General features: G+C 36.1%; 2 protein-coding genes and 2 pseudogenes. All 4 read right to left on the bottom strand.

What is annotated here, in order from left to right:
* Positions 1 to 127 (bottom strand): annotated as a pseudogene (locus tag QL998_RS20575) (IS5/IS1182 family transposase); the annotation flags it as partial.
* A gap of 191 nt (positions 128 to 318) precedes the next feature.
* Entirely contained in the window at positions 319 to 525 is a 207-nt protein-coding gene (locus QL998_RS20570) for a PspC domain-containing protein (protein ID WP_290193387.1), read from the bottom strand.
* A gap of 9 nt (positions 526 to 534) precedes the next feature.
* On the bottom strand, positions 535 to 1,215 hold the full coding sequence (locus QL998_RS20565) for a PspA/IM30 family protein (RefSeq protein ID WP_290193386.1): 681 nt from the start codon (positions 1,213 to 1,215) through the stop codon (positions 535 to 537).
* A 227-nt stretch (positions 1,216 to 1,442) separates the two neighbouring features.
* Positions 1,443 to 1,636: pseudogene (locus tag QL998_RS20560) on the bottom strand (IS4 family transposase); the annotation flags it as partial.

Genomic DNA, 1,636 nt, shown 5'->3' with positions numbered 1-1,636 from the left:
TGCGCATCTTATACAGTATGCCTTCGAGCGTTTTTCTATGGTCGGGCTTATTATAAATTCGACCACTTAAGTACATTACTTTTGATAAGACATTCCATGTCCCGTCTGTTAACATTAATCTTGGCATGTAGGTTCGGTGTAAAGTTTTCTGGCGAATTCAATTATACCTTATCTTCATGCTGTTTGTTTTTCATACCACAAAGATCAACACGCCCTAGGCAAAAATTTTTATATCTAGTTGTTCTAAATAAAAATTTTTAACAACGTTATAGAGTGATTTAATTTGTTAAATTGTTCAAATATTTATGCCTTTTGGTATTAATACTCTTTATTTTCAAGGCAGCAATGCACTATAAAATAACCAAGTGCAACTGCAAACGGAAAACTCAAAAACAACAAAATAGTAACTACGCGTGTTGCCCATACAGGAAAGTCCAATCTATGAGCTAAACCACTACAAACACCCGATATTTTTTTATTTAGAGTATCTTTATACCAACCTCGTTGACGATTAAAGCTGTTCATAGCAATCTCCTAAGCAGTTTGTTTTAAATTAGTATTTAAGTTCGCTTTTAAGTGAGCCAGTTCAGCATCAATTTTTTCATTTTTAACTAACGACTCAATTTGGGCACTCGTAGAGCTTGCTGTATCAGTCAGCTCATAAGCCTCTACTTGAGCTTCAATACCTTCAACACGCTGCTCTATTTGTTCAAAACGAGACAACGCATGAGCTACTTTATCGCTTTGTAGTTGCGTACTGATCCGCCCTCTAGCAATAGCAACATTATGACGCTGCATTAACTGAGCTTGCTTAGTTTTAGCCATAGCCATTTTTTGCTGCAGACGCTCACAATCAACCTTAATTTTTGCAATAGACTCTTGCAGTGTTTCTAGTTGAGTTTGCTTATTTTCAATGCTTTCGTTAACGCGCTGCTTTTCAAGTAAGGCAGACTTAGCAAGGTCATCACTGCCCTTCTCAACCGCACGTTCTGCTTTAATTTGCCAAGCTGCTAATTCTGTTTTTTTAGTATCAATTTGGCGATTAATTACTTTCTCTTCACACAATAAAGCGGCTGCTGTACTACGGGACTCATTCAATGCATCTTGCATCTCGGTAAGCATTAGGTTTAAAAGTTTTTCTGGATCTTCTGCTTTATCAAGCATGGCGACAATATTTGATTGAATTACATCATTTACGCGGTTAAATATTCCCATGGTATTCTCCTGTTGATTTTTTAATTAATTTCAACAAGGAGATTCCAAGAGTTGTGCCAAGTTCATAAAAACAAGAATAAAGCATTTAAAATCATTATATTAAATAAAAACCACTCTAAATTTTAGTGACTTTAAGCTGAACAGCATAGAGTGTAATTGGCCAATAAATTATGATTTTGACTAATTTTTAGGATCAAAAAAGCCACTCGAAAGTTAACACCATTCAGTTAAGCATGCTTTGACTTAATGGTGTACCGAGTTTTTGAAATTCGAACGGTCCTACTTTTGGGCCGTTTTCTTTTTTCTGGAAGAATATAACGTTTCACTCGTTCTCGCATTGCCCTTAATTTCTTTGGAATTGAACCTGGCGAAGCGATGGCACACCAGAGTATTTCATCCTGTATATCCCGCAAAGCCATGA

Origin of the sequence: Pseudoalteromonas sp. APC 3691 (assembly GCF_030408135.1) — a bacterium.
GTDB lineage: Bacteria > Pseudomonadota > Gammaproteobacteria > Enterobacterales > Alteromonadaceae > Pseudoalteromonas.
The sequence above is the reverse complement of the archived record's forward strand: the minus strand, read 5'-3'. Positions and strand labels throughout refer to the sequence as shown.

Bases quoted from the DNA above. Each gene is read 5' to 3' on its own strand.
- QL998_RS20570 (WP_290193387.1), bottom strand. From the start codon at position 525: ATGAACAGCTTTAATCGTCAACGAGGTTGGTATAAAGATACTCTAAAT.
- QL998_RS20565 (WP_290193386.1), bottom strand. From the start codon at position 1,215: ATGGGAATATTTAACCGCGTAAATGATGTAATTCAATCAAATATTGTC.